The 25684-nt window shown below is 40.7% G+C and carries 22 protein-coding genes; 4 read left to right on the forward strand and 18 right to left on the reverse strand.

Annotated features, from left to right (window positions below; all coding sequences use genetic code 11):
• Position 1: 1 nt before the first annotated feature.
• Together B3394_RS05175 and purH are read right to left on the reverse strand one after the other, a co-directional pair.
• Positions 2 to 1030, reverse strand: a complete 1029-nt coding sequence (locus B3394_RS05175; RefSeq protein ID WP_177730072.1) for a rod shape-determining protein — start codon at positions 1028 to 1030, stop codon at positions 2 to 4.
• Positions 1031 to 1083: 53 nt separating this feature from the next.
• Entirely contained in the window at positions 1084 to 2610 is a 1527-nt protein-coding gene (gene purH / locus B3394_RS05180; protein ID WP_177730071.1) for a bifunctional phosphoribosylaminoimidazolecarboxamide formyltransferase/IMP cyclohydrolase, read from the reverse strand.
• Positions 2611 to 2919: 309 nt separating this feature from the next.
• On the opposite strand from purH, the gene B3394_RS05185 reads away from it, so the two are divergent.
• The gene (locus B3394_RS05185) at positions 2920 to 4170 is read left to right on the forward strand and encodes an ABC transporter permease (RefSeq protein WP_177730070.1); all 1251 of its coding nucleotides are present in this window, start codon (positions 2920 to 2922) and stop codon (positions 4168 to 4170) included.
• A 67-nt stretch (positions 4171 to 4237) separates the two neighbouring features.
• Here B3394_RS05185 and fabD read toward each other — a convergent pair whose 3' ends face one another.
• The 7 genes from fabD to B3394_RS05220 all read right to left on the reverse strand — a co-directional run bounded on the left by fabD (position 4238) and on the right by B3394_RS05220 (position 11115).
• Positions 4238 to 5113 (reverse strand): ACP S-malonyltransferase, encoded by an 876-nt coding sequence (fabD, locus tag B3394_RS05190; RefSeq protein WP_177730069.1) that lies wholly within the window; start codon positions 5111 to 5113, stop codon positions 4238 to 4240.
• A 171-nt stretch (positions 5114 to 5284) separates the two neighbouring features.
• Complete coding sequence (locus B3394_RS05195; protein WP_177730068.1) at positions 5285 to 5815, reverse strand: YceI family protein; 531 nt, start codon at positions 5813 to 5815, stop codon at positions 5285 to 5287.
• Positions 5816 to 5863: 48 nt separating this feature from the next.
• The gene (locus tag B3394_RS05200; RefSeq protein ID WP_286913997.1) at positions 5864 to 6586 is read right to left on the reverse strand and encodes a pirin family protein; all 723 of its coding nucleotides are present in this window, start codon (positions 6584 to 6586) and stop codon (positions 5864 to 5866) included.
• 265 nt (positions 6587 to 6851) lie between these two features.
• Entirely contained in the window at positions 6852 to 7427 is a 576-nt protein-coding gene (locus B3394_RS05205; RefSeq protein ID WP_286913797.1) for a Crp/Fnr family transcriptional regulator, read from the reverse strand.
• Positions 7428 to 7430: 3 nt separating this feature from the next.
• Entirely contained in the window at positions 7431 to 8597 is a 1167-nt protein-coding gene (gene purT / locus B3394_RS05210; RefSeq protein ID WP_286913799.1) for a formate-dependent phosphoribosylglycinamide formyltransferase, read from the reverse strand.
• Positions 8598 to 8774: 177 nt separating this feature from the next.
• Positions 8775 to 9977 carry a pyridoxal phosphate-dependent aminotransferase gene (locus tag B3394_RS05215; RefSeq protein ID WP_177730064.1) on the reverse strand — a complete coding sequence of 401 codons (1203 nt, stop codon included), beginning with the start codon at positions 9975 to 9977 and terminating at the stop codon, positions 8775 to 8777.
• A 43-nt stretch (positions 9978 to 10020) separates the two neighbouring features.
• The gene (locus B3394_RS05220) at positions 10021 to 11115 is read right to left on the reverse strand and encodes a fatty acid desaturase family protein (protein ID WP_177730063.1); all 1095 of its coding nucleotides are present in this window, start codon (positions 11113 to 11115) and stop codon (positions 10021 to 10023) included.
• A gap of 116 nt (positions 11116 to 11231) precedes the next feature.
• Here B3394_RS05220 and rsmG point away from each other — a divergent pair, with 116 nt between their 5' ends.
• Positions 11232 to 11861, forward strand: a complete 630-nt coding sequence (rsmG, locus tag B3394_RS05225) for a 16S rRNA (guanine(527)-N(7))-methyltransferase RsmG (RefSeq protein ID WP_177730062.1) — start codon at positions 11232 to 11234, stop codon at positions 11859 to 11861.
• Positions 11862 to 11918: 57 nt separating this feature from the next.
• On the opposite strand, the gene pruA is transcribed toward rsmG, so the two are convergent.
• The 5 genes from pruA to map all read right to left on the reverse strand — a co-directional run bounded on the left by pruA (position 11919) and on the right by map (position 17104).
• A complete protein-coding gene (pruA, locus tag B3394_RS05230; protein WP_286913804.1) occupies positions 11919 to 13544 on the reverse strand; it encodes an L-glutamate gamma-semialdehyde dehydrogenase in 1626 nt (541 codons plus the stop codon).
• 104 nt (positions 13545 to 13648) lie between these two features.
• The gene (apaG, locus tag B3394_RS05235; RefSeq protein WP_177730060.1) at positions 13649 to 14035 is read right to left on the reverse strand and encodes a Co2+/Mg2+ efflux protein ApaG; all 387 of its coding nucleotides are present in this window, start codon (positions 14033 to 14035) and stop codon (positions 13649 to 13651) included.
• 78 nt (positions 14036 to 14113) lie between these two features.
• Positions 14114 to 15379 carry a DUF5103 domain-containing protein gene (locus B3394_RS05240; RefSeq protein WP_177730059.1) on the reverse strand — a complete coding sequence of 422 codons (1266 nt, stop codon included), beginning with the start codon at positions 15377 to 15379 and terminating at the stop codon, positions 14114 to 14116.
• Between the two features lie 79 nt (positions 15380 to 15458).
• Positions 15459 to 16223, reverse strand: coding sequence for a class I SAM-dependent methyltransferase (locus tag B3394_RS05245; RefSeq protein WP_286913806.1), 765 nt, complete (start codon positions 16221 to 16223; stop codon positions 15459 to 15461).
• A 62-nt stretch (positions 16224 to 16285) separates the two neighbouring features.
• Positions 16286 to 17104: a type I methionyl aminopeptidase gene (map, locus tag B3394_RS05250; protein WP_177730057.1), complete on the reverse strand. Its 819-nt coding sequence runs from the start codon at positions 17102 to 17104 to the stop codon at positions 16286 to 16288.
• A 125-nt stretch (positions 17105 to 17229) separates the two neighbouring features.
• On the opposite strand from map, the gene B3394_RS05255 reads away from it, so the two are divergent.
• Positions 17230 to 18504, forward strand: a complete 1275-nt coding sequence (locus B3394_RS05255) for an acetyl-CoA hydrolase/transferase family protein (RefSeq protein ID WP_177730056.1) — start codon at positions 17230 to 17232, stop codon at positions 18502 to 18504.
• Positions 18505 to 18539: 35 nt separating this feature from the next.
• Here the strand turns inward: B3394_RS05255 and gpmI are convergent, their stop codons facing one another.
• On the reverse strand, positions 18540 to 20072 hold the full coding sequence (gene gpmI, locus B3394_RS05260) for a 2,3-bisphosphoglycerate-independent phosphoglycerate mutase (RefSeq protein ID WP_286913810.1): 1533 nt from the start codon (positions 20070 to 20072) through the stop codon (positions 18540 to 18542).
• The gene (locus tag B3394_RS05265) at positions 20069 to 22498 is read right to left on the reverse strand and encodes a DUF5916 domain-containing protein (RefSeq protein WP_286913812.1); all 2430 of its coding nucleotides are present in this window, start codon (positions 22496 to 22498) and stop codon (positions 20069 to 20071) included. The genes gpmI and B3394_RS05265 overlap by 4 nt, the downstream gene beginning before the upstream one ends.
• 201 nt (positions 22499 to 22699) lie before the next feature.
• Here B3394_RS05265 and B3394_RS05270 point away from each other — a divergent pair, with 201 nt between their 5' ends.
• Positions 22700 to 23410, forward strand: a complete 711-nt coding sequence (locus B3394_RS05270) for a murein L,D-transpeptidase catalytic domain family protein (protein WP_177736116.1) — start codon at positions 22700 to 22702, stop codon at positions 23408 to 23410.
• Here B3394_RS05270 and B3394_RS05275 read toward each other — a convergent pair.
• Both B3394_RS05275 and B3394_RS05280 read right to left on the reverse strand, forming a co-directional pair.
• Positions 23399 to 24991, reverse strand: a complete 1593-nt coding sequence (locus B3394_RS05275; RefSeq protein ID WP_286913813.1) for a L,D-transpeptidase family protein — start codon at positions 24989 to 24991, stop codon at positions 23399 to 23401. The genes B3394_RS05270 and B3394_RS05275 overlap by 12 nt on opposite strands.
• Positions 24992 to 25037: 46 nt before the next feature.
• Positions 25038 to 25493: a GNAT family N-acetyltransferase gene (locus tag B3394_RS05280; RefSeq protein WP_177730052.1), complete on the reverse strand. Its 456-nt coding sequence runs from the start codon at positions 25491 to 25493 to the stop codon at positions 25038 to 25040.
• Positions 25494 to 25684 lie beyond the last annotated feature (191 nt).

The following is a 25684-nucleotide window of genomic DNA, read 5'->3' on the forward strand; positions in this document are numbered from 1 at the left end:
TTTATTTGATAAGTATCCCTTTAAATTTCTGAATGTTTTTTAATGCCATTCCGGTTCCTCTAACTACTGCCCGCAATGGATCTTCAGCGATGTAAACCGGTAAATCAGTTTTTTGTGAAATTCGTTTATCAAGTCCTCTTAGCATCGATCCTCCACCGGCAAGATAAATTCCGGTATTGTAGATATCTGCTGCTAATTCCGGAGGTGTCTGCGATAAGGTTTCCATAACGGCATCCTCGATACGCTGAATGGATTTATCCAAAGCTTTTGCGATTTCACGATACGATACATCCACCTGTTTCGGTTTTCCTGTTAACAGGTCACGTCCCTGAACAGACATGTCATCCGGCGGCGTATCCAGATCTTCTGTCGCAGCTCCGATAGCAATTTTAATTTTTTCAGCCGTGCTTTCTCCAACGAAAAGGTTGTGCTGGGTTCTCATATAGTATACAATATCGTTCGTGAAAACGTCACCGGCAATTTTAACCGATTTGTCACATACAATACCGCCCAAAGCAATAACTGCAATTTCTGTTGTTCCACCACCGATGTCTACAATCATGTTTCCTTTCGGTTGCATAATGTCTACACCAATACCGATAGCCGCAGCCATAGGCTCATGGATAAGATATACTTCTTTCCCGTTTACTCTTTCGCAGGATTCTTTTACCGCACGCATTTCCACTTCGGTAATACCGGAAGGGATACAAACCACCATTCGCAAAGCCGGTGTGAACATTCTCTTTTTAAGCGCAGGAATACTTTTAATGAACAAACTGATCATTTTTTCCGACGCATCAAAATCAGCAATTACACCATCCTTTAAAGGACGTATGGTTTTAATGTTTTCATGAGTTTTACCCTGCATCTGGTTTGCTTCTTTACCAACGGCAATAATTTTCCCAGAAACACGATCACGAGCAACTATAGATGGACTATCAACGACAACTTTGTCATTGTGGATTATAAGGGTATTTGCGGTACCAAGGTCAATCGCAATATCCTCAGTCATGAAATCAAAAAATCCCATACAAAAAAGGGTTTAATATATTTATAAATAATTAGCCTACAAAAATAATAAAATTAATGTTTAAAATGACGAACACCCGTAAATACCATTGCAACTTTATTTTCATTGCAATAGTTAATGCTTAATTCGTCTTTAATAGAGCCACCAGGTTGAATTACAGCTGTAATACCAGCATTTTTTGCTAACTCAACACAATCCGGGAACGGGAAAAAAGCATCGCTTGCCATAACCGCTCCGTTTAGATCAAAATGAAATGAATTGGCTTTTTCTACTGCCTGGCGTAACGCATCAACACGTGATGTCTGACCGGTTCCGGAAGCACACAATTGTTTGTTTTTAGCAAAAACAATAGTGTTGGATTTAGTATGCTTACAAATTTTAGAAGCAAATAGTAAATCGTCAATTTCTTGCGCTGTAGGTGCTGTAAAGGTAACGGTTTTTAAGTGCTCTTTATTGTCTGTAATGTTATCTTTATCCTGAATTAACATTCCGTTAAGACATGTTCTTACCTGTTTTGTAGGTAATTCCACCTCATTCTGAATCAGGATGATTCTATTCTTCTTTTCTTCTAAAATCGCAATTGCTTTTTCGTCATAAGCCGGAGCAATTACCACTTCACAAAACAGCTTGTTGATTTCTTCGGCAGCCGCTTCGTCAATTTTTCCGTTGGCGATTAAAACACCTCCGAAAGCAGAAGTCGGATCACCGGCTAAAGCATCAAGATAAGCTTCTTTCATCGTGTTTCGGGTAGCAATACCGCAAGCGTTGTTGTGTTTTAAAATGGCAAATGTAGGATTGTCATTTTTAAACTCGTTCATCAGGTTTACAGCAGCATCAACATCCAACAGGTTGTTGTAAGAAAGTTCTTTACCGTGTACTTTGGTGAACATTTTATCGAATTCGCCAAAGAAATATCCTTTCTGGTGCGGGTTCTCGCCATAACGTAAAACCTGACCGTCTGTAATACTTGCTTTGTAGATGGTTTCGTCTGTGTTGAAATAATTAAAGATCGCTCCGTCGTAATGCGATGATACATGGAAAGCTTTAGTGGCTAACAAACGTCTGTTTTCAAGAGTGGTAGCGCCATTTCCAATAGTGATCATTTCTAAAAATAAAGCATACTCGTTAACGGAAGGAACAATAACAGTATCCTTGAAGTTTTTTGCTGCTGCACGGATTAAGGAAATTCCGCCGATATCGATTTTTTCAATGATATCTGCTTCACCGGCTCCGGAAGCAACCGTTTTTTCAAAAGGATATAAATCTACAATTACCAAATCAATTTGAGGGATTTTGTATTCCTCCATCTGCTGCACGTCTCCTTCGTGATCCTGACGGTTTAAAATTCCGCCAAAGATTTTTGGGTGAAGCGTTTTTACACGTCCGCCTAAAATAGAAGGATAAGAAGTAACATCTTCTACAGGAACTACAGGAATACCCAGGTTTTTGATAAAATCTTCGGTTCCGCCCGTTGAATAAATGGTTACGTTATGGTCGTGTAATTTTCTAACGATAGGTTCTAATCCGTCTTTATCAAATACTGAAATTAAAGCAGATTGAATGGTTTTTGTAGTGTTCATTGTGTTGTTGTGTTTTTAAAGGTGCAAAAGTAGTTATTGTTACTTTAACATTCAAGATAATAGGGGTTAGATTTTGATGTTTTTTTATTTTTTTTCATTGTTTTCGTTACGATTAACAGCTTTATTTAGAGTGCTACTTTAGGCTTTGGAGTTTACTTGTGCCGCTGCCGGTAAAAGTGTGATTTTCGTTCTGTTAATGCCTGTGGATATTTGTCTTGTTTTTCTGTAACATTTCCGGTGTTTTAGGTACTAATTGTTTAGGATATTATTGAAAAAATAAAGAATTTTACAAAAGTCAAAACAGACACTATGCTTTTATATTTAAGACTGTTAAAAGAAAGCCTGAGTTTTGCACTCAATGCTTTGCGAAATAATAAGCTGAGAACCTTATTGTCCCTGTTAGGGGTGACGATAGGGATTTTTTCGATTATTGCAGTTTTGGCGGCTGTGGATTCTATGGACCGGAAAATCAAGAATGATTTAAGCGGTTTGGATAAGAACACGGTTTATTTAATGCGTTTTTCTTTCGGGCCTACAGATATCCCGCAATGGAAACGCGAGCAGTTTCCGGATGTTACCTACGAAGAATTTGATTATTTAAAGCGTTCGCTGAAAGAGATGGACAAAATTTCGTTCAATCTTTTTACCCGTGCCGAAAATATTAAATATGAATCGAACACTGTTAGCGGTATCAGTATTAATCCGTGTACAAACGAGTTTGTCGATATTGAAAAATTAAAATTTGCCAAAGGAAGATTTTTTACCGAATCGGAATCCAATTCCGGAACACCGGTCATCATTATCGGAAGTGAAGTGGCAGCAGGTTTGTTTAACGGTATCGATCCTTTGGGTAAAAAGATCCGCTTATACGGACAGCGGTTCACGGTAATCGGAGTTCTGGATAAAGAAGGTGCCAGTACGTTCGGGAAAAGTAAAGATATTTCCGCTTTTTTACCGGTAAACTTCCTGAGAAGGCTGTATGGCGATAACAGCGATATGTTAACGCCTGCCATTCTTATCCGTCCAAAAAAAGGAGTGGATATTGATGCGTTTAAAGGAGAGCTTACGCAGAAACTGCGAACATTCCGCGGTTTAAAAACCAGCGAGATTGATAATTTCTTTATCAATGTATTGTCCGGTTTTACGGATTTTATTGACAGTATTGTCGGGCAGATGAATGTCGTGGGCTGGATTATCAGCGGATTCTCGTTATTGGTTGGCGGTTTCGGAATTGCGAATATCATGTTTGTTTCCGTAAAAGAACGAACGAACCTGATCGGGATTCAAAAAGCATTGGGCGCTAAAAACCGTTTTATATTATTCCAGTTTTTGTTTGAAGCCATTATCCTTTCCGTTATCGGCGGATTGGTAGGGATGCTGTTGGTCTGGATAATCGCAATGGTGATGTCCAAGGTCCTGGATTTTGAATTTGTCCTGGGATTCTGGAATATTCTCATCGGAACCTCCTTAGCCGCTTTTATCGGTTTGATCTCCGGGATTATTCCGGCTATATCCGCATCAAAATTAGATCCGGTAGAGGCCATCAGAAGTGGAATGTAATAAAAAATACAGCTATAAAAAATCCGGAAGCATTGCTTCCGGATTTTTGTTTTATATAAGGTGCAGACTATGCAGAAGCGGTAGCCACCTCTTTGTTGATTTTATTTACCAATCCGATCAATACTTTTCCGGGACCTACTTCTGTAAAAGAAGTGGCACCGTCAGCAATCATCTGTTGTACGGACTGTGTCCATTTTACCGGAGCGGTTAACTGAATGATCAGGTTCTTTTTAATTTCGTCCGGATTTGATACGGCATTGGCAGGAACGTTTTGATAAACCGGGCAAATCGGATTTGAAAACGTTGTCGCTTCAATCGCTGCGGCCAGTTCTTCACGGGCCGGTTCCATCATTGGCGAGTGGAAAGCACCACCAACCGGTAAGATCAATGCGCGTTTTGCGCCGGCTTCTTTCATTGCCTCACAGGCTTTTTCAACCGCTTTTAATTCTCCTGAAATAACTAACTGCCCCGGGCAGTTATAGTTGGCAGCCACTACGATACCGTCAATAGCCGCGCAAACGTCTTCCACAACTTTATCTTCAAGACCTAAAACAGCAGCCATAGTAGATGGTGTGATCTCGCAGGCTTTTTGCATGGCTAAAGCACGTTGGGAAACTAATTTCAGGCCATCTTCAAAAGAAAGCGCTCCGTTAGCGACCAAAGCAGAAAATTCACCAAGAGAATGTCCGGCAACCATTTCCGGTTTAAAATCGGCTCCTAATGTTTTTGCTAAGATAACCGAATGTAAAAAAACTGCCGGCTGTGTTACTTTGGTTTCTTTTAATTCTTCGGCAGTTCCTTCAAACATAATGTCGGTAATGCGGAAGCCTAATATCTCGTTTGCTTTTTCAAATAATTCCTTTGCTAATGCTGAATTTTCATATAAATCTTTACCCATTCCGGTGAATTGGGCACCCTGACCCGGAAATACATATGCTTTCATATACTATTCTTTGTTGGTTTTGTTTGTTTATTGTCCGGACAAAAATAGTACTTTTTAGATTAAGATAATGCGGGTTGCTTTGCTGACTGCCGGTTTGTAAAAAAAATATCCCTGGAGTTCATTGGAATTCCAGGGATAACTTACTTAACCAAAAAAATAATGATTACCAGATTATTGTTTTAATAATTGTAATTCTATATTCAAACGAACATCGTCGCTCACTAAAACACCACCGGTTTCCAGTGCAGAGTTCCAGTTTAGCCCCCAGTCTTTACGGCTTATTTTTCCGCTAATGTTTAAACCGGCTTTTGTATTGCCCCATGGATCTTTCATCAATCCGCTGAATTCTACCGGAAGGGTCACAAATTTTGTAACACCTCTTAAACTTAAATCACCGGATAATTCATAGTTCTCATCATCAACTTTTGAAAAAGAAGAGGCTTTGAACGTTAATTTCGGGTGGTTTTCCGCATCGAAAAAGTCAGCACTTTTCAGGTGGTTGTCTCTGTCGGTGTTACGGGTGTCTACAGAATTAACATCTGCTGTAAAGCTAATGTTTGCATTTTCAAAATTGTCATCTTCAGTAGTGATGGTTGCCTCATAGTTTTCGAATTTTCCGGAGACATTTGTAAACATCATGTGTTTAACTTTAAAACCAATTTCGGAGTGTGTCGGGTCAATTGCCCATTTTGTTGTTGCCATAATAATGTTTTTTTAAATTATTGAAATAATATGTTGTTTTTGTTTTATTTACAGGACCATGTTCATTGGAACATCCATCAATAAGAATTCAGCATCGGTGGCAGCCTTAATGTTAACGCTGTCAATATCCCAGATACCAAAACCGTCTCTGGTGTTTAGTTCCTGTCCGTTTACGGTAAGGCTTCCTTTCAGTACAAAAACATACAAACCGTTGCCTTCTTTTTTTATACGGTATTGGGCTTCGGTATTCTGGTCAAATTTTCCCATGTGAAACCAGGCATCCTGGTGGATCCACACACCGGCATCGTCAGGGTTAGGCGAAAGGATCTGCTGTAATTTATTGTGTCTTTCTTCTTCGTTTAAAGCAATCTGGTCATAGCGCGGACTAACATTCTTTTTGTTCGGGAATACCCAGATCTGTAAAAATTTTACTTCTTTATCGCTGTTTTTATTGTATTCGCTGTGTTTTACACCGGTTCCGGCACTCATGACCTGGATATCACCTTTTTTAATAACGGTTTTGTTACCCATGCTGTCCTGATGTTCCAGGTCGCCTTCCAGTGGGATACTGATAATTTCCATATTGTCATGCGGATGCGTCCCAAAGCCCATTCCGGCTGCAACAGTATCGTCATTCAATACTCTCAGTACTCCGAAGTTTACTCTTTCGGGATTGAAATAATTTGCGAAGCTAAAAGTGTGATAACTTTGTAGCCATCCGTGATTAGCGTTGCCACGGGTATCTGCTTTGTGTAATACTATATTTTCCATGATCTTTGAGTTTGTGTTTTGAATATGATTGAATCCTATTGTTTCTTCTGTATTTGAAAGGGCTTCTTTTGCCAGTGCCGATCCGGTGATAACTGCTCCGGTACCTAATAAACTTTTTCTGATAAAATCTTTTCTATTCATAACGGTTATTTTGATATGTCAAAGATACAACCACTTGAAACAGAATGTACTTAACCTAGATTAAGAAATAATTATCCCCGTTAGTGTTTGAAAACTAACGGGGATATATGTAGTAAGCGAGGTGTTATTTTTTGAGCATCCGGGCTTTCATTTTACTGAAAAATTCCGGCGTTACTCCTATATAGGATGCAATTTGCTTTTGCGGCAGGCAGTGGATCAGGTCGGGGTGCTTTTTAGTGAACTTGTCATAACGGGCCTCGGCTGTAAAGCTGAGGTTGTCAATGAGTCGCTGCTGGTTTGCCACAAGCGAGTTCCCGATCAGGATTCTGAAAAAGCGCTCTATTTTTGGAACTTTATCGTAAAGAAGCTCCTGATTTTCTTTGGATAGCAGTATTACTTCGGCATCTTCATTGGTTTCAATAAAGAGCTGTCCGGGACGCTGTGATAAAAAACTGTACATGTCGGCTATCCACCAGCCCGGTGAGGCAAAACTCACCACGTGTTCCACGCCGTTTTCATCCACGGTATAACTGCGCAGGATGCCATGGGTCACAAAATAGGAATACAGGCATACTTCCCCTTCTCTTAATAAGACCGTTTTTGCTTTATAGCTTTTCGATTCGGTTAACGACAACAGCAATTCCTGCTCTTCCGGTGATAGCGAAACATGTTTGGCAATATTGGTAAGGAGAAGATTCATTATTTAGGCATTTACGGTTACTAATGCGGCTGTTTTTTTAGCTCTGTCGGTAATTTCCTCTATAGCGGTACCGGTAGTGTCACTGGTGAGTACAACTCCCATTCTCCGGTAAGGTCTTGAGGTTGGTTTGCCAAAGATTCGGAAATCGGTTTTGGGTAAAGCAGCAACCTGTTCAATTCCGGTGTAACCGGGTTTTTCAGAATTTTCGGTTGCTAAAATTACGGCACTGGCACCATTTTTTTCCAAAGTAATTTCGGCAATCGGTAAGCTTAAAATAGCGCGCAAATGAAGTTCGAATTCGTTGAAGTTTTGCGTTCCGGCTAAAGTTACCATTCCGGTATCGTGCGGACGAGGGGAAAGTTCTGAGAAATATACGCCTTCGTCGGTCAGGAAAAATTCCACACCAAATAATCCGGCGCCACCCAAAGCTGCGGTCACTTTTCCGGCCATATCCTGTGCTTCGGCTATGTCTTTATCGGAAACACGTGCCGGCTGCCAGCTTTCCTGATAGTCGCCGCGTTCCTGGCGGTGCCCGATTGGTGCACAGAATAGCGTAGGGTTGTTGTTCTGGGTTACGGTTAATAAGGTAATTTCCGAATGGAAGTTTACAAAAGCCTCTACGATTACTTCAACCACATCACCACGGGAACCTTCCACGGCATATTGCCAGGCTTTTTCAATATCTGCTTCCGATTTGATGGTGGACTGTCCTTTGCCGGATGACGACATTAAGGGTTTTACCACACATGGGATTCCGACTTCTGAAACGGCTTTTTGCAATGTTTCGGCTGAGGTTGCATAACGGTAGTTGGCGGTTCGCAGTCCCAGGTCTTTAGCGGCCAGGTCACGGATCGCTTTTCTGTTCATTGTAAAGTTTGCTGCTTTGGCAGACGGAACAACCTGTATACCCTGTTTTTCATAATCGTAAAAACGTTCGGTACGGATGGCTTCTATTTCCGGAACAATAAAGTCCGGATTGTGTTTGGCAACGATACGGTCTAAAGCGTCACCGTCCAGCATGTTGATCACTTCAAAACCGTGGGCTACCTGCATAGCGGGGGCGTTTTCATAACTGTCTACTGCAATTACGGTCTGGCCGATGCGCTGTGCGGCGATAACAAATTCTTTTCCTAATTCTCCGGAACCGAGTAATAATATTTTCTTATTCATTGTGTTGTGTTATGGTTTTAATAGTTTGTTTTCGGGTTAGTCCGGCAGCCACCGGCCGGATGAAGGCGGTGCCTGTATTGCAAAGGTGAAAAATACGATAATTATCACGAATTTAAAAAGCAGTACCGGACTACAGGGATAGTAAAAAAAAGCCTCAGGAAAACCTGAGGCGTACATTTATGCTAAAACTTCGGAAGATGCTACCGCCTCTTTAATTCGGCGCAGCGCTTCTTTTAGTAAATCTTCACTTGTTGCGTAAGAGAAACGGATGCAGTTCGGGTTTCCGAAAGCATCACCGGTTACCGTTGCCACATTGGCTTCCGATAAAAGGTACATGGAGAAATCATCGGCATTATTGATCTGGATTCCTTTTAATGTTTTTCCGAAAAATGCGGAAACATCAGGGAAAACATAAAAAGCACCTTCCGGAACATTGATTTTCATTCCCGGAATTTCTTTAATAAGGCCTACTACTAAATCTCTTCTGCTGTGGAAAGCCTGTACCATGTGTTTTAATACGGAAGGATCGGCATCTACTGCTGCGATGGTAGCGCGTTGTGCAATAGTATTGGCACCGCTGGTTACCTGGCCTTGCATTTTGGTGCAGGCTTTGGCGATGAATTCCGGTGCTCCGATATAACCGATTCTCCATCCGGTCATGGCAAATGCTTTGGCCACACCGTTAACGGTTATGGTTCTGTCTAACATACCCGGGATAGAAGCAATACTGCAATAGGTTCCTGTAAAATTGATATGCTCGTAAATTTCATCGGCAACAACATAAATGGAAGGATGTTTTTCCAATACCGCTGCTAATGCGGTAAGTTCTTCTCTGCTGTAAACGGAACCGCTTGGGTTGCAGGGAGAACTGTACCATACCATTTTTGTGGCAGGTGTAATCGCCGCTTCCAGTTGCTCCGGGGTAATTTTGAAATCGTTTTCAATACTTGTCGGAACTTCTACCGGAATACCTCCGGACATTTTGATGATCTCATAATAGCTAACCCAGTAAGGAGCCGGAAGGATGATTTCATCACCCGGATTGATCATTACCTGGGCAATATTGTATAACGATTGTTTTGCTCCGGTTGAAACTACAATTTGTGACGGTTTATAGTCTAAATTATTATCTCTTTTGAATTTTCTACAAATGGCTTCTTTTAAGTCTAAATAACCTTCCACAGGAGGGTAATTGCTGTAATTGTCGTGAATAGCCTGAATGGCAGCTTCTTTAATAAAATCAGGAGTATTGAAATCGGGTTCACCCAAACTTAAACTGATAATATCTTTTCCTTCAGCTTTTAATTCTCTGGCTTTTGCAGCCATAGCTAAAGTTTGTGAGGTCGATAAATTATTAATTCTATCTGAAAGCGGATTCATAAAAAAAGGTTTGTTGTTAAAAATTGTGTTTTAGTAGTATCGTTTAAGCAGTAGCGGGTTTTTGCCCCATTTCTTTTAAATGTCTGAAGTGGGAAACAATCGCCATGCGCATGCTTTTAAATTCATAATACGGTAAGTTGCATTCCTCGGCCGTTTGTTTTACAATTTCACCAATCTTGCTGTAATGAATGTGACTGATGTTTGGGAAAATATGGTGTTCAATCTGGTGGTTCAATCCACCGGTGTACCAGTTTACAATTCTGTTTTTAGGCGCAAAGTTAGCGGTAGTGTACAATTGGTGCACAGCCCAGGTGTTTTCCAATTCTCCGTTTTCGTCCGGTTGCGGATGCTGGGTGTCTTCTACTACGTGTGCCAGCTGGAATACCACACTAAGGATTAATCCGGCGGTATAGTGCATGATGAAAAAGCCAAGCAGTACTTCCCACCATACAATGCCTAAAATAATAGGCAGGATGATCCAGATGGAAAAGTAAATGATTTTTGTAATTACCAGAGTTGTCCACAATTTAAAAGGACTTGGGAATTCGCCATAAGACAGTTTTCTTTTGATATAACGTCTCATTTGTTTGAAATCGGTAGTAATAGCCCAGTTAAACGTTAGTAATCCGTAAAGGAAAATAGAGTAGTAGTGCTGGAATTTATGTGCCGGTGACCATTCTGCGTGTTTGGTAAAACGAATGATTCTTCCCGCTTCCAGATCTTCATCGTGTCCGTGGATGTTGGTGTACGTGTGGTGCAATACATTGTGCTGTACCTGCCAGTTGTAAACATTTCCGGCAAGGATATACATACTGCCGCCCATTATTTTATTCAGCCATGGTTTGGAAGAATAGGAACCGTGATTCCCGTCGTGCATTACATTCATTCCAACGCCTGCCATCCCGATGCCCATTACAATGGTCATTAAAAGATGGATCCATAGCGGCATGCTTATGGTTAAAATCAGGAAATACGGAGCAAAGAAAAGACTGAACATAATCAGTGTTTTTAAGTGCAGCTTCCAGTTGCCTGTTTTTTTGATATTATTTTCCTTAAAATAATCATTAACTCTCTTATTTAGTGTCCTGAAAAATTTTAAACTATCGGTTTTGGAAAAAAGCGGAGTCTGTTTTATCATAAGTTTATTAAAATGCAAAATTTTCGCTCAAAGGTAATTATTAATCAATTTGCAATAGGTTAAAAATGCAAAAAAAACTACCATAAAATGTTTACTTTTGCATAAAATTTAGAATAATGCAGGATATTGTAAAGTATTTTCCTAACCTTACCGAAAATCAGGTATTTCAGTTTCAGCAATTGGAAGGATTGTATCAGGATTGGAATGCCAAAATTAACGTGATTTCCAGAAAAGATATTGAAGAACTCTATGTAAAACATGTTCTTCATTCTTTAGGGATCGCTAAGATTCAGGAGTTTAAGCCGGGTTCCAAGATCATGGATGTGGGAACCGGAGGCGGATTTCCGGGGATTCCTCTGGCGATATTGTATCCGGAAGTAGATTTCTATCTGATCGATGTAATTGCCAAAAAAATCCGTGTGGTTAATGAAGTTGCGGCAGCCCTGGGATTGAAAAATGTGAAAGCAGAACAAAAGCGTGCAGAGCTGGTAAATGAAGACTTCGATTTTATTGTGAGCCGTGCGGTGACCAATATGCCTGATTTTGTAAAATGGGTAAAAGATAAGATTGCCAAAAAGCAGCAGCACGAGCTGAAAAACGGTATCCTTTATTTAAAAGGAGGCGATCTGACCGAAGAGCTGCAGGATTTTCCAAAAGCGACACAATATGATTTGTCGGACTTTTTTGAAGATCCGTTTTTTGAAACGAAAAAGGTGGTTCACCTTCCGTTGAAGTATAAAGTGTAATACCATCAGTAATAAAAAAAGGTCCGTTATATAACGGACCTTTTTTGTTGTATACTGTTATCCTAAGAACGGATATTTATAATCTGTTGGCGGAACAAATGTTTCTTTAATTGTTCTTGGTGATACCCAACGAATAAGGTTCAATACCGAACCGGCTTTGTCGTTAGTTCCCGAACCTCTTGCACCTCCAAACGGTTGTTGTCCTACAACAGCTCCGGTTGGTTTGTCGTTGATATAGAAGTTTCCGGCTGCATTTTCCAATGCTTTGGTTGCTTCTTCAATAGCATAACGATCCTGGCTGAAAATAGCTCCTGTTAAAGCATATTCAGAAGTTTCGTCTACTAAAGCAAGTGTTTCTTCCCATTTAGCGTCTTCGTAAACGTAGATCGTTAAAACAGGTCCGAATAATTCGGTTTCCATGGTTTTGTATTTCGGGTTGGTTGTTACGATAACGGTTGGCTCAATGAAGTACCCTACAGATTTATCATAATTACCTCCGGCAATAATTTCAGCATCGCTGTCTTTTTTAGCCTGGTCAATAAAACCGGCTAATTTATCGAAAGAGCTTTCAGAAATAACAGCAGAAACGAAGTTGGAAGGATCTTCCGGCGATCCCATTTTCATGGACGCTAAATCGGCTACTAAAACTTCTTTGATGGCCGGCCATAACGATTTTGGTAAGTAAGCTCTTGAAGCAGCAGAACATTTTTGTCCCTGGTATTCGAAAGCACCTCTTGATAAAGCGGTAGCCACTTGTGCCGGAATAGCAGAAGGGTGTGCCAGAACGAAATCTTTTCCTCCGGTTTCTCCTACGATTCTTGGATATGTTTTGTATTTGCTGATGTTTTGTCCGATCTTAGCCCACATGTCGTTGAATACGCCTGTAGAACCTGTAAAGTGAATACCGGCAAAATCAGGACTTGCCAATAACGTATCGGAAATCATCGCTGAGTTTCCATACACTACGTTGATAACACCATCCGGTAAACCGGCTTGTTTGAATACCTCAACAATTACATTTGCCGAGTAGATTTGTGTTGCACTTGGTTTCCAAACGACAACGTTCCCCATTAATGCCGGAGAAGCAGGAAGGTTACCGGCGATAGCCGTAAAGTTAAACGGAGTGATCGCATATACGAATCCTTCTAACGGACGGTGCTCCAAACGGTTCCAGATACCTTCAGAAGAGATAGGCTGTTCTGCATATACCTGTGTCATGAACTGAACGTTGAAACGTAAAAAGTCGATTAATTCGCAAGCAGAATCAATTTCTGCCTGGTGAACCGTTTTTGCCTGAGCAATCATGGTTGCTGCATTGATTTTTGCACGGTAAGGACCTGCTAATAAATCGGCAGCTTTTAAGAAAATAGACGCTCTGTGTTCCCATGAAAGGGCAGCCCATTTTTTCTTAGCTTCCAAAGCAGTTGTAATCGCTTTTTCAATATGCTCTTTTTCTGCTTCGTGGTATTGTCCTACGATATGTTTGTGGTCGAATGGAGGCGTTAGGTTTTTTGTTTTTCCTGTACGGATTTCTTCTCCGCCAATATATAAAGGTACATCAACATTTGCGCTGTACATTTTTTTGAAAGTAGCTAAAACTGCCTCTCTTTCCGGAGTACCGGGAGCATAAGATTTAACGGGTTCGTTAACTGCTTTTGGTACATTGTATATTCCTTTTGGCATAATAATCTGTATTTTGTATTGATCAAATTTTTCGCGTAGCGAAGATACAAAATATTCACTAAAAAGGATTTTTTTGTTGTGTTAATGCTTTGATAAATTATCGGTTAGTTCAGCGCGAAAGGGGCACTCAACCGGAATGTAGGAATAATGACACGGAAACTTCTGGTCGTTGTAAAATTGACCATATTAAAATAACCGCGCATCGCGCCAAATGGCGATGAAAGCAGGCAGCCGGAGCTGTAAGTGTGTTTTTCTCCCGGTTTTAAAACCGGTTTTTTACCAATAACACCTTCGCCGTCTACAATTTCAATATCGTTTAACGAATCGTATATTTCCCAGTGGCGGGAGTTTAACTGTACGGAGTCTTTGCTCTGGTTTTCAATCGTGATCTCATAACTAAAGGCAAAGTGAATTTTGTAGTTTTTGAAGTATGTACCTTCAAAACTAGTCAAGACGGAAATTTTTATGCCTCTCGTTATTTGTGAAACCATATTTTCGATTGCTTTTTAAAAGAAATAAGTCCAAAAATAATAAATATTTGTATCTATTATGTTAAATTTAAAACTTTTTTAGTTAGTGATATTTTCTGAAGTAGCAAATCCGCGCCCGATGATTTTGTCATAACGGTCGTTGTTTCCGCGGTAATATACAATTACAAAGTAGTTGTTTTCGGTTTGGTAAAAATTGCCGTCAAAAGCATTTTCATTGTCTACTTTTCCTTTGGCATCTACCGTTACATACTGGTAGTTGACAAACCCCTGCTTGAGCAGCATGGCTTTTTCATAAACCCCTTTTTCGGTGTTAAAATCCATTTTGTTTTCTGAAGACAGGGCATAGTTGTTAAACATACCGTTTACATAAATATCTTTTCTGGTCAATGTGGTTTGCGGTATCAGGGTGAAATATACCCAGGCATAATCCGCTTCCGTTTCCCCATTGTCTGAATTGATGTTGCGAATGTAAAAACTGCCGTTAATATCCGGATTATAGGTATACGGCCTGTCGGCTCTCGAAGAATTGGCATACAAAAGAGAATTGTAAATTTCTCCGGAAGTTACCTTGCCCACATTGTTTCCGGGATTTCGGATGTCTTTGTTGTCAAAGTATAAAAACTCATTTCCGCCCCAGAATTGTGTTTCCTTGTTATAACGGTAAATCAGGTCGGAACCTAAAGTGTATTGCGGTTTGATATTCATGATGGCATTGTCCCATCTTCCGTTTTGCAATAGCGCCACTTTGACATTCTGTATTGGATTTTGCAGGTTGTTATCGCCCATTTTAATGGTGAAATCCATATTCTGCTTTTTCTCAATAGTTGCCAGGTCACGGGAACGTTTTATTTGCAGCGGTACGCTCACGGTTTCTTCATAAATGATAAAGCGTCTTGAAAAAACCAGTTCCTGGTTGTCGTTAAAAATCTTAACCATATAGTTACCGGTTAGTAAAATACGGTTAAAACGGTTGGGGAATGCCTGTTTGTAATGGGAATAGATCTGTAAGGTATTAAAGGAGTTCTGATAGGTCATAATCCTTTGGTTGTCCATGCCCTGCAAATATTCAGACTTTGCCAGTATCGTAGGCGTCCAGTCGTAATTGTATTGCGTGATGGTGTAATAATAGTCGGCTTCATTGCCAAACAAATCGTCAAACTGGAGTTCAAAAGTATCGCCCAGACGAAACATCGGAATCGTGTTGGCGCCGCTTTGTACAAAGGAAATCGTTTTAATGTTGAATGGCGGATTTACTTCGGTTTCAACCTGTGAAAAAGCAGAAACAGTACTTAGAAATACACAATATAGCAGCGTTAAGATTCGTAGTTTTGTATGAAATAGCATAGTCTGTTGAAATTGTCTGAGAGGTAAAGATAATCAATTCTCCTAAAACAATTCATACAACTATTGATCCAAAAAGCTTTTATTTATAGCAAACCGGAATAATTTCACCTTTGGCCAGGCAATAGCGTTCTACTAAATCGGATGCGATTTTTTGGGTGTAATCTTCTTCCACAACGGTAAAACCAATGTTTCTTAACTTGTCGAAATAATCCCTTCCGTAAACGCGAACGTGGTCGTACTGTCCGAAGATACGGGCGCGTTCTTTAGGGTCGGTAATGGAATCATCTTCAAAAGTTTCGGCTCTCGATAAATCCTGCGGGATTTGAAAAATGCCCATGCCGCCCGGTTTTAAAACACGGTATAATTCCTGCATGGCTTTGGTATCGTCCGGAATGTGTTCCAAAACGTGATTGCACAATATCAGATCATACGAATTGTCTGCAAAAGGCAGGTTGCAGATGTCGGCCTTTACATCGGCTAACGGCGATAATAAATCGGTAGTGGTATATTCCAGATTTTTCTGGTTCCGGAATAATTTGTAGAAAGCCTGCTCCGGAGCAAAGTGCAGTACTTTTTTGGGAGCGGTAAAGAAATCGGTTTCATTTTTTAAATACAACCACAATAAACGGTGTCTTTCCAGTGAAAGCGTACTGGGAGAAAGAACATTGTTGCGCTGCGTGCCGTAACCGTACGGAAGGAATGTTCTGAAACTTTTCCCGTCTATAGGATCGGTAAACGCATTTCCTTTTAAGGCTAAAGCCAAAACAGGTCGTGCAACATAACTCAACCTTATTAATAAAGGTCTTGGGATGGTATTCAGGATAAATTTGAAAGCGGATTTCATTTACAGATTTTTGAAATACAAACGCTGCAATTTTTAGGGATTACAGCGTTTGCACTTTATATTTAGAGTACTAAAGCTTCTTTTCTAAATTCTTTTTCTTCATCAGATTGAATGCCTAAAACCTGATAAATATATTCGAAAGTGGATAATAATTCCGGTTTCCCGTCCACGATAGCCACATTGTGTTCAAAGTGAGCACTTGGTTTTCCATCGCGGGTAACAATCGTCCATCCGTCTTTTAAATGTTTGATGTTTTTGGTACCCATGTTAATCATCGGTTCAATAGCTACAACCATTCCTTCTATAAAAAGTTTACCGCGGCCTCTTTTTCCGTAGTTTGGCATTTCCGGTTCTTCGTGCATTTTTTTGCCTAAACCGTGACCTACTAATTCACGAACCACTCCGTAACCATGTGCTTCGGTGTATTTCTGAATGGCATTTCCAACGTCTTCCACGCGGTTCCCGATTTTGAATTCACGGATACCAACATATAAGGATTCTTTGGTTACCTGGAGTAACTTTTTCGTTTCGGGAGCTACCTCGCCAATCTCGAAAGTATAGGCATGGTCACCATAAAATTCATTTTTAATAGCACCACAATCTACCGAAACAATGTCGCCTTCCTGGATTGGTCTGTCGGTTGGTAAACCGTGAACAATCTGGTCGTTAACACTTGTCAGTAAGGTGGAAGGACAGCCGTATAATCCCAGAAATCCGGGAATCCCCTGATGGTCTCTGATGAATGTTTCGGCTAATTTATCAAGTTGAAGCGTGGTAATACCAGGTTTGATTTCACTGGCAATCATTCCTAAGGTCTTAGAAACCAATAGGGCACTCTCTCGCATTAATTCTATTTCTTCTCTTGTTTTGGGAATAATCATAACATTGAATTTCAAACCGCAAAAGTACAACATTCTGTTGATTATTCATTAATTGAAATTTCCACATGAGTTTCGTCATATTTTCGTAACTTATGTGGGTTTAATTTTACATAAAAATTAGAGGTATGAGTAAATATGTTTCTGCAGCAGAAGCTGTAAAGATTATAAGGTCGAATGATAGAATTTATGTACAGGCAGCGGCCGCAACGCCCACTGTTTTAACAAAGGCGCTGGCCGAAAGAGCCTCCGAGCTGAAAAACGTTGAAGTATGCCATTTGCATACGGAAGGAGAAGCTCCTTATGCAAATCCGGAACTGGCGGAAAGTTTTCATGTGAATTCCTTTTTTATCGGTCAGAATGTACGGCACACTTTGGCGGCCGGAAACGGTTCCTATACACCGGTTTTTTTAAGCGAACTGCCGCATTTATTCCGTAAAAAGGTGATTCACCTGGATGTGGCTTTTATCCATGTATCGCCACCAGACAGCCACGGTTATTGCTCTTTGGGTGTTTCGGTAGAAGCGACTATGGCGGCAATTGAAAACTCCAAAACGGTTATCGCACAGGTCAATCCGAACATGCCGAGAACTTTTGGCGACGGAATCCTGCATATTTCCGAAATTGATTACCTAGTTGAGGTAAATGAGGTGATTCACGGGCACGGTTCGAAAGAGATCAGCCCGGTGGAAGCAAAAATCGGGGAATTGGTTGCCGGATTGATCGAAGATGAAAGTACACTTCAAATGGGAATCGGTTCCATTCCGAATGCCGTTTTAGCGAAACTCGTAAACCATAAAAATTTAGGATTGCACACCGAAATGTTTTCCGACGGGGTAATTGATCTGATCGAAAATGACGTGATCAATTGTAATTATAAAGGAGTAAACCGCGGAAGGGCTCTGGCTACTTTTTTAATCGGTTCCCAGCGTTTGTATGATTTTGTAGATGACAATCCGTTTATTGAAATGCGGGAATCGTCTTATGTGAATGACACGTCTGTTATTCGCAGAAATCCCAAAATGATAGCGATTAACTCGGCGATAGAAGTGGATGCTACCGGTCAGGTTTGTGCCGATTCGATCGGGGCGAAAATGTATTCCGGTGTGGGCGGACAGATGGACTTTGTGCGGGGAGCCTCTTTAAGTAAAGGCGGAAAAGCCATTATTGCGCTGCCATCGGTTACCAAAAGAGGGGAAAGCCGTATTGTGCCGTATCTGAAACAGGGTGCGGGAGTGGTAACAACACGTTCCCATGTACAGTATATCGTAACAGAATACGGAATTGCTGATCTATATGGGAAAACATTAAAGCAGCGTGTTCAGGAACTGCTTCGGATTGCGCATCCGGATCATCAGGAATGGATCGAGAAATCGTATTATGACATCAGTCGTTTTAAATAAAAAAAAGCTCCGGATAAGGAGCTTTTTTTATGGGTTTATTTTTCAAAAGGTCTTAAAAGAGAGTGCTGTGTCATGACAGCCGGTTTTTCAATACCCATTAATTCTAAAATAGTAGGAGCGAGGTCGCCTAAAATTCCGTTATCGATATATTTCAGGTCTTTGTCCACTAAAATAATCGGAACCGGATTTGTTGTATGGGCGGTGTTTGGCGTGCCGTCCGGGTTGATCATGGTTTCACAATTTCCGTGGTCGGCAATAACAATCGTGGTATAATTGTTTTCCAAAGCGGTTTCAATAACTTCTTTTACGCAAATGTCAACGGCTTCACAGGCTTTGATTGCCGCTTCCATAACACCGGTATGGCCTACCATATCGCCGTTGGCAAAGTTTAGGCAAACAAAATCCACGTCGCCTTTTTTAAGTTCCGGAATCAGGGCATCTTTTAAGTCAAAAGCGCTCATTTCGGGTTTTAGGTCATAGGTGGCTACCTTTGGCGACGGACATAACAGGCGGCTTTCTCCAACAAAAGGAGCTTCGCGCCCGCCGGAAAAGAAGAAGGTAACGTGCGGGTATTTTTCGGTTTCGGCGATACGGATCTGTTTTTTACCGTTTTTCTCCAGTACTTCTCCCAGTGTTTCGGTGATGTTGTCTTTGTCGTAAATCACATGAACATTCTGGTAGGTATCATCATAGTTTGTCATGGTTACATAATACAGATCCAGTTTGTGCATGTTTTGCTCGTGAAGGTCTTTCTGCGATAAAGCTTCGGTTAGCTGACGGCCTCTGTCGGTTCTGAAATTAAAGAAAATCACAACATCCCCGTTTGCTATTGTGGCAACCGGCTGCTGATTGTTGTCCACAACAACTATCGGTTCAATAAATTCATCGGTAATATTGTTGTGGTAACTGGCCAGTACACTCGAAACAGGATTTTGGGTTGGAACACCTTTTCCGTTTACGATCAGGTCATAGGCAAGTTTAATACGCTCCCATCTTTTGTCACGATCCATGGCGTAGTAACGGCCAACAACCGAAGCCAGGCGTGCCGATGATTTGTGGAGGTAGTTTTCCAGGTCTTCTATATAGTGTACCCCCGATTTTGGATCGACGTCACGTCCATCGGTAAAAGCATGTACAAAAACATCTTTCAGTCCGAAATCCTGAGCCGCATCCAATAAGCCTTTCAGGTGTGAAGTGTGGGAATGCACCCCGCCATCAGAGAGCAGTCCTAAAAAATGTACTTTTTTAGTGTTGTTTTTAGCGTATTCAAAAGCATCCCGTAAAACCTTTTCGTTGTTTAATGTTTTGTTTTGTACCGCCAGGTTAATTTTTGCCAGGTCCTGGTAAATGATCCTTCCGGCACCCAGATTCATGTGGCCCACTTCGGAGTTGCCCATTTGTCCTTCGGGTAAACCTACATTTAAGCCGTCCGTTCGCAGGGAAGCATTTGGATATTGGGTATAAAGACTATCTATAAAAGGAGTATTGGCATTGTCAATTGCAGAAACTTTTGGGTCGGGAGATTTTCCCCAACCGTCCAAAATCATTAAAATTACTTTCTTTTTCATGTTTTAAACCATTTTTTTGCATTGTTGTAATCAATATAGTAACGAAAACTAATTGAAAATGTGTTGTTTAGATTATTGCTTAAAGTGTTGTCTAAATTATCAATAATATTTTTATTTAAGTGCTTTTCGTTGTGAATTGCATTATTCCGGTAAAGAACCGAAAGCTGGCTGCCGGGTGCGAACCACCAGGAGTAGGATAAATCGAAATTCCAGATTTTAAAATTGGAGTTTTTGTCCTCGTTATAACCGGGATTGGGCGTGAAATGTCCGTCGTTTGTCAGTGAAAGAAAATTCAGGTTTTCGGCATACGACCAATAGTAACGGGCTTTCAGGTTGAAGGTCATTTTGTTGTTAAGCGAAAATTTCCCAACGATGGTATTTTCAATGGTATTCCGGTTTCTGTTGGCAAAAATAATCGCATCCTCATCAAAATCTACCCAGCCTTTATCGTCATTCTGACGGGTCCAGTCAATAGCGTACACTAAGGTTAGCTTGTCGTTAAAACGATAACGCGGACTCAGGCGGATGCCATAGGTATGCCTTTTGTCCTGATCGAAAAGATCGAGGTAAATATTGGCATCCAGGGCAAAAGGGTAGTTGTAATTGGAAGAAATATCAAGCCACATACTGAAATATCTGGGATTGTACACAAAACGTCCTTCCCGGCGCGGCTGGTAAAAATCGTAGGTTTCAAAAGGAGATAAGCCTAGGCCTCCGCCGATATAATGATTTTTTTTACTGTCGGAATCCAGGGTCAGCTCAAACGTAGCTTCCTGCAAACGGCCGGTGGTATTCTGGATTTCGATATAATTAATCGTGCTTATCTTGAAGGAATTAAAGGTGGTGTTCGGATTCAGGATACGGTAATTCCCGTTCACATAAAAGTTGTGGTAATTGGTTTCAAAAATGATTCCCATATCATTAATGTCGTAGTCTTTCGAGATATAGGTAGTGTTGGCACTAAAACGGTATTTGCCGCTGGTTTTGCTAAAGTTCAGATAGGTGGTATACCCGTTTTGCTGTTTTTCGGCAGTGTTGAGATGGCTGTATTTTGCGTTTCCGGCAAGGTTGTAAGTATTGGCTTTGGTGTTGAGGTCGAACAGTACTGCCGATACATTTGCATCCCGGAAATTTCCGTTGCGAAGCACGCTGGTATTCACCAGGGATACAGAGGAGTTTTTCCGGAATCGCTGGTCCAGTACCAGGATATTATAGTTCGTTAACGGTTCGACAACTTCAGTCCGGGTAGCCCCGGTAACGGTATTCCGGACGGTGGCTTCGGTTTTTTCGGTAATGGCATTCATCACGCCTATGCCCAGTCCTTTGGATGTTCTTCCGGAAAGTTTTAAGGCATTCAGTAAATTGACCCTGCCCGGAAAATGGGTGACTTCTTCGTCTTCAGTGGTGGTTGGAGTAGTGGAAGGCTCGCCTCCGATTCTGCGGGAATACAGGAGTTTTCCTTTGTTGAAAAGATCGGTGCCTTCCGTAAAGAAAGGGCGGTTTTCGTTGAATTCCTGTTCAAAAGGTCCCAGGTTCAGGATGACATTGTCGAAAGCTGTCTGGCCGAAATCGGGTACCAGAATGGCATCCAGTGTAAAAGAATCACTGAGCCCGTATTTGATATCCATTCCGGCTTTGAACTCTGTTTTGGTACCGTCATCATTATGGTTCAGATATACGGAAGAATAAGGAATCAGGAACAACCGGGTAGGCGGTTTTATATTGGCAATGCCCTTTAAAATACCGGCCTGCGTGATGGTGGCGCCAATTTTATTGTCAATATGGTTCCAGGTATATTTTTGGCGGTCACGCCGGATTTCCCTGAAAAAGTTCACACCCCAGATCTGGTCTTTCTGTTCGGAAAACCGTATGGCGGCATAAGGAATTTTCATTTCAACAATCCAGCCAAAGTCGGTAATGCTGACGCTGCTGTGCCAGATGCCGTCCCAGGTATAATCTTCACCGCCCGCGGTGGCAATGCAGTCCAGCTGCGTGCCGGCAGTAGTTACAAAAAAGCGGAAATCCTGCTGCCCGTCGTTATAGCCGTTAATAAAAATACCAAAGAAATCGGAGGTTCCGAATTTGTCCCGTTCGGTAATTTCTTTTACAATTTTGGCAGGATCATCATAAAGCATGGCGCCAATATAGATACCGTCATCGTCATACAATACACGGACTTCGGTGCGTTTTTCCGGACTAACAAGGCTTCCGTTATCGGGCTGATAGGTGATAAAACCGGATGCTGTTTCCGCTTGCTCCCATGCTGTTTCCTGCAACTTTCCGTCAATCGTTACAGCGGAAGAAGACAGCCGTGCATTGAGTATTTTTTTACGGATTGCAATTTTTTCAAGTTCATTATTTATTTCCTGACCGGAGAGAAAAGTTGTGTTCAGGATAATAAAAATGAATAAAACTGCGTTTTTCATATAGTTTTTCGCATTAAAATTAACAAATGTACTTTTTTGAAGTGTTTTTTGTAAGAATTAGCAAGGTATTAAATGTTAAAATTTAATAAAAAGCGATTAAAATGTTAAAGTTAGCCGATTAATGTCAAAAAAAATTTGGTCGTTTAAAATTTATATATATTTTTGGACTCAACACACAGTAATATAATGAATAGATTATCAATGGTTTACAGAATTTTCCCGGTTTTGTTTCTTTTTTTATTGTCTTTTAAGCCAGTTTCAATCAAGGAAACAGACCCGCCAAAGTTAGTAGCAGCCAATGCGAAAGCCTCATTTGAATTAAAAGTTAAAAGCTTATATACAACCCTGAATACCAAATCCTACTCGATGCCGAAACTGGAAAGTTTTACAAAAGCTTTGGAAGGTTTCTATCAGTTAAAAGAACAAGGCGTTATCAAAAAAGATATTTTGACTTTAATAGATTTTAGTCTGTCCTCCACTCAAAAAAGACTTTGGGTGATTGATATGGCTACGAACACTATCTTACTTCAGTCTGTGGTTTCCCACGGGAAAAACAGCGGAGATGAATTTGCCAACCAGTTTTCCAATGAAACCAATTCGTTCAAAAGTAGTTTAGGATTCTATGCTACCGGAGAAGTTTATCAGGGTAAACACGGAATGTCCCTACGTTTGGACGGACTGGAATATGGCATCAATGACAATGCAAGAAACAGAGCAGTTGTGATGCATGGTGCTGATTATGCTAATGAAAGTTTTATTTCTTCACAAGGAAGACTGGGAAGAAGTCAGGGTTGTCCTGCTGTTCCGGTTGCACTTCACAAGGAAATCATTAACCTGATAAAAGACCAGTCGTGCCTTTTTATCTACCATCCATCACGCAATTACGAAATGAAATCAAAATTAATCTCGTAATTTGCTGTAGAGCTCTAAATCAAGATCGTAAATATCGTTTCTGAATACCAGCCCGTCTTTGTCCATCCATGCTGTCCAGTACAGCTGATGTACAAAGGTGGGCTTTTTCAATACAATGCTCTGCGTTTTATTGGTCGCAATCATTTTATCTACTTTTTCCTTAGTCCAGTTGTTTTCTTCATTATCCAGAATATAACCGGATAATTTAAAAGGATCCTCCACCCTGATACAGCCCGAACTTAAGGCGCGATTGTTCAGTTTGAAATAATCGCGGTGGTTTGTATCATGCAGATATACCAAATGCTTATTGCTGAAATTAAATTTGATTAATCCCAGGGAGTTGTTGCTGCCCGGTTTTTGTACATAACGGTAGTTGTTCGACTTGTTGGCATTCCAGTCTCCCGGACTCACCACATTGCCTTTCATGTCATATATAGTAATCCCGGTATTGGCAAAATAGTTTCTGTTTTTGCTGGCAGAAGGTGTCAGGTCCTCTTTTAAAATTGTTGGCGGAACGGTCCAGGTAGGATTAATAATCAGATTGCTGAATCGGGACGAAAGTACCGGCGTTCTTCTTTTGGCACGACCAACGACTACGCGGTGATTCTGAACCGTGTCGTTATCTTTGACTACATACAGGTTAAAATCGGGGATGTTGATAATCACATAGCTTTCGCCCAGATCTCTCGGGAACCATCTCCAGCGTTCTAAATTGGCAATAATCTGTTTTTTCCGGGTCGCTTTGGAAAAGTTTAAAGCACTAACGGTACCTTTTCCGATAACGCCATCGGCAGTTAAACCGTGTCGTTTCTGAAATTTTTTGACCGCGCCGGCTGTTTTTTCATCATATACCGATGTAAGCGAATCCTCTTTTTTATAATCACCCCAGTAAGCCAGTCGTTTTTTTATCGTGACCATGGCCGCATTGGTGTCATTCAGCACAATTTTGTCACTCACTACGATGTCTTTAACATTGTCTTTCGGCATGTTTTCAATCTTTTGCAAAGCATCTTTTAAACGCTTGTAAACAATGTGATCGGGCTTTAAAGAATCCAGACTTTCCTCGATGGTATGGTGCTTTAACGCATTTTGCAGTTTGGCGTTAAGATTGATCTCTTTCGGATACAAATCCCAGTCGCTGTATAATTTGGTCGGGACAACTTTTCCGTTGTATAAATGATTTGCCAGTTTGTAAAAAACAGCCGTTTGCAGAATATCATTCGTGATCAGCTCTTTTTCAGAAAGGGTTTTGTGGCCGGCTTCCTGTTTTTCAATGGAGCCAATGGAATAATCGTCCGGATTGAGGCCGTCAAATTCACTGTTTTTAATTGCTGCTGTCAGCGCCTTCCGGTCTTTTTCGATGGTCCAGACCGTTTTGTACAGGTTGTTTTTGTAAAACTGTTTTACTTCTTCAGGATAATCTGCAAAGTAAGCGGTGTCAATAGCGATAGCTTCCGGAAAAGCAAGGGGAGTTACTTTTATGGTATCTTTCTGAATGATTTGTTCGGCAATAACCGCCTTTTCTTTTTTACAGCCGAAAAGGAACATGGGAACCAGTAATAAATAGTAACGATGTAGCATAATTTGTAAAAAATTAATAGTAAGGTACGAAAAATAAACAGCGTTTTTAATCCTGTTTAACGTTTTGTACACATTTTCGCATTACAAAATGCGTGCCGATTGTTGGAATCTCAAATTTTTCTCCCATAACTTCGTAACCCATTTTTTTGTAAAAGGCAACAGCAATTTCCCGTGCATTAAACCAGATAACAGTACCGTCCTGTTCTTTAATATATCTTTCGGCTTCATTTACAAGGCGTTCGCCATATCCTTTCTTTTGAAAATCTTCTAAAACCGCCATTCCGCGAAGCTGATATTGCTCTTTTTCCGGAAAAGCGGCGTTGCTTGTCCTGAATATGGAAACGATTCCGGCTAAAATACTGTTGTTATACAGGCCTAAATGTGTTGTAGTTTCCAAATCATCGCCGTCAAAAAAACAACTTTCAACAGGTTTTCCGGGTCTTAAAACCGGCTGACGAACTGAAAAAGTTGTTTTGGCATCAATCTTTTTTATAAAAACCATAAATTTTCGGTAATCAAAGTATTCCTGAAATAAAACCTAACGTTTTAATAATAAATAATTTATACTATAGATGCAGTAAAACGGGAATAGTTGCTTCAAAAAAACTACTTTTTTTTCAATAAAAAATTTGCATGTAAGGAAATTTATTAGCTATATTTGCACTCACAAATGCGGAAGTAGCTCAGTTGGTA

The organism is Flavobacterium sp. UBA4197, from assembly GCF_002379575.1.
Classification (GTDB): domain Bacteria; phylum Bacteroidota; class Bacteroidia; order Flavobacteriales; family Flavobacteriaceae; genus Flavobacterium; species Flavobacterium inviolabile.